The 3,296-nt window shown below is 51.4% G+C and carries 2 protein-coding genes; both read right to left on the bottom strand.

The features are described from left to right. The coding region (locus ACRCZA_RS00320; protein WP_438672499.1) for an HD domain-containing phosphohydrolase at positions 1 to 1,001 on the bottom strand (1,001 nt) is incomplete at its 3' end. A 57-nt stretch (positions 1,002 to 1,058) separates the two neighbouring features. After that, positions 1,059 to 3,296, bottom strand: a 2,238-nt coding sequence (locus ACRCZA_RS00315) for a response regulator (RefSeq protein WP_438672498.1), incomplete at its 5' end; no start/stop codon positions are given.

The following is a 3,296-nucleotide window of genomic DNA, read 5'->3' as shown; positions in this document are numbered from 1 at the left end:
GCGTCCCTCGTTACGATAATCTCTGGCAATATTTGCTTGAAAGCTGCCACCAACTGGGGATCAAAATGACTGCCGGCTTGGCTTTCAACTAATGCCATGGCCTCTTCAATTGTCCATTCCTGCTTGTATGGACGCTGTGAGGTCAGCGCATCAAACACATCTGCGATAGCAACGATGCGGCCTTCTATTGGAATGTTCTCCCCAATTAAACCTTGTGGGTAACCTGAACCATCCCACTTCTCATGGTGAGTCAGCGCAATGCTCCGGGCCAGTTGCAATAACGGATCGCGATGCTCGCCAATAATTTCGGCGCCAATTGCCGCATGCTGTTGCATGATTCGCCACTCTTGCTCATCCAATTTACTGGGCTTTTTTAAAATCGCATCGGGGGTGCCTATTTTTCCTACGTCATGCATCGGTGCGGCATTATAAAGTAACTCGCAATAATGATGGGGTAGGTTTAATTGCATGGCGAGTAAGCGGGTGTAGAGGCTCATGCGCACCACATGCAGGCCGGTTTCGTTATCCTTATATTCGGCGGCGCGCCCTAGGCGGCGAATAATCTCAAACCGGGTTTCTTCTAACTCACGAGTCCGTTCTTTCACTTGATGCTCAAGCAGGCGCTGTTGATCATATAGCGCAAGGTGCGTTTTGACCCGCGCTTTGACTATCGGCGCACTAACAGGTTTAGTGATGTAATCGACAGCCCCCAGCGCAAAGCCTTGCGCTTCATCGGCAATGTCAGCCAATGCGGTCACAAAAATCACGGGGATCTGACAGCTCAGCGGCGCCTGTTTTAGCCGCTGACACACCTCATAGCCATTCATTCCCGGCATCATTACATCGAGTAAGATCAAATCCGGCAATGACTTATTCACCAGCGCCAAGGCTCTGGGGCCATCAATCGCGACTTTAACCTGATAATCCTCCCCGAGTATACCCACTAAAATATCAATGTTTTCAGGGGTATCATCGACGACCAGTATCGTTGCTTTGTCCATTAATCGCTTATCCTCATCCTATGTCGCCAAGCGCTGGCTTAAGGTACTCCTCGCCGCTCATGATAATTGTTGGATCACTCCATCAATGATCTCAATGGCTTGGTCGTATTGATATTGATGAATCATGGTGAGTGCCGGCCTTAACTGCTGCCATAGCCCTGCGCTTACTTGGGGGTGTAATGCCTCCATTTGAGCGCAGGCCTTAGCATCGGCCTCCTCTAAACGTTGGCGCAAAGCGCTTAACGCTGCCACCAACGCCGGCGGGCTAAGGCTTGCTGCTGGCTCCGCAATCGCGGTGCTGGGCGTGCTGCCATCCTGTGCAGCCCCATCACGAGTGAATCCTTCAGGCGGCGCAGCGAAGGCATCAGGCGCTGCTGATGCCTTAGCCGTGGCGAATGCTCCGCTTGCTGTCAGGTTGGCGCTCGCTATCGCCTGACAAATCGAGGCCACCAATGGTTGGATCTGCTCAAGCTGCGCTTGATAGGGTGCACCTTGGGCCAAGTTTGACTCCAGCTGCCGCGCCAGCTCAACCAGCTTGGCTGAACTTAAATTGCCCGCCAGTCCTTTAAGCGTATGTGCAATCCTGATGGCCTCGTCAGGCTTATCAGCCGCCATGGCTTGCTCAAGGCGTTGGACCACATTATATTGGCCACTCAAAAAACGCTCAAAAATTCGCTGGTATAAACGCACTGAGTGTTGCACTAACTGCAGTCCAGTATCGATGTCGATATCGGGATGTTCAGGCCAGTTAATCACTTGAGCGAGCTGCCGCTGACTCGCTTTAATCGCCTGACTCGCTGTAATCGCTTGAGTCGCTTGAGCCGCATCAGCTAAGGGCAATAAATCATCATCTGCTAACTCGCTGACTTTTAATGGATTAGCCTTGGTTGACGAGTTATCCGGTAAATAATGCAGCAATGTCCGGTAAAGCTTCGCGACTTCGATGGGTTTGGCAAGGTGATCATTCATTCCCGCGTTAAGGCATGCCTCCCTATCACCTGCCATGGCATTGGCTGTCATGGCGATCACCGGCAAATCAGCCCATTGTGGCTGCTGCCTGATCATTTGAGTCGCTTGATAACCGTCCATCACTGGCATTTGGCAATCCATCAGCACCAGATCAACTGGCTGCTGCGCCAGTTTTTCTAAGGCCATTTGCCCGTGAGTCGCAACCGAGACAATCATTCCCGCTTTCTCTAAAAACTCACAAGCAACCTCAAGGTTCATCTCATTGTCCTCCACTAAGAGGATACGCTTGCCCTTAAGCGGCAACAGAATGCTGGCATCGAGCTGCTCGCTATCACGGCGCACCGGCAGTATGCCGCGATAGCCAAGCGCATTCATGATCCCATCGAGCAAGCGCGAAGCGCTAATGGGTTTACTGATGTACCCTGCTAATCCAAGCTGCTCAATTTGCGATAAAAAGCCAGCATCGGCATGGGCGGAAACCATGAGGATCCTCGGGATAACGGGGGCGCATTGCAAAATGCGCTCGGCGGTTTCTAGTCCGTTCATACTGGGCATTTTCCAATCGATAAGCACCACCCCATAGGCATGTTGCTGACAATGAGCCACCGCTTCCTCGCCCGAACGCACGGTATCAACCTTAAAGCCCAAGCTCTCGAGCGTCGTGCGCATGATGTCTAGGGCCGTGGCATTATCATCCACCACGAGCACATTCATCCCTTCAAGCTCTTGACTGACCGTTAAATGTTGTCCTGTGGATGTGCTCAGTTTGACCGAAAAGTAAAAGGTACTACCGTGACCCAATTGACTCTCAACGCCGATAGTGCCCCCCATCAATTCAACCAATTGTTTACAAATGGCTAAACCTAAACCGGTACCGCCGTATTTTCGGGTAGTTGAACTATCCGCCTGCGTAAAGGAATCAAATAATTTAGCCTGTTGCTCGCGGGTTAACCCAATACCAGTATCGCGCACACTAAAACGCAGCACGACGGCTTGTTGGTGCTGCTCCTGCAGACTTAAGGACAGCAGCACCTCTCCGCGATCGGTAAATTTAATGGCGTTATTGATCAGATTTATCAGCACTTGGCGCAGCCGCAGCGCATCCCCAACCAAATGGCGCGGAACATTGGGGGCGACGGCAAATAATAGCTCCAAGGGTTTTTCGGCCGCTTTTTCGCTGAACATGTCGCTCAATTCCTCAAGCAAGCTATCGAGCTGGAAGGGGGTAGACTCGATATCCATTTTGCCCGCTTCAATCTTAGAAAAATCGAGAATATCGTTAATGATAGCCAGCAACGACTGAGAGGCGCGTTCAATTTTTTCGAG

It is taken from the genome of Shewanella sp., assembly GCF_051658185.1.
Taxonomy (GTDB): domain Bacteria; phylum Pseudomonadota; class Gammaproteobacteria; order Enterobacterales; family Shewanellaceae; genus Shewanella.
This window is presented reverse-complemented; position numbering and strand designations above follow the sequence as displayed.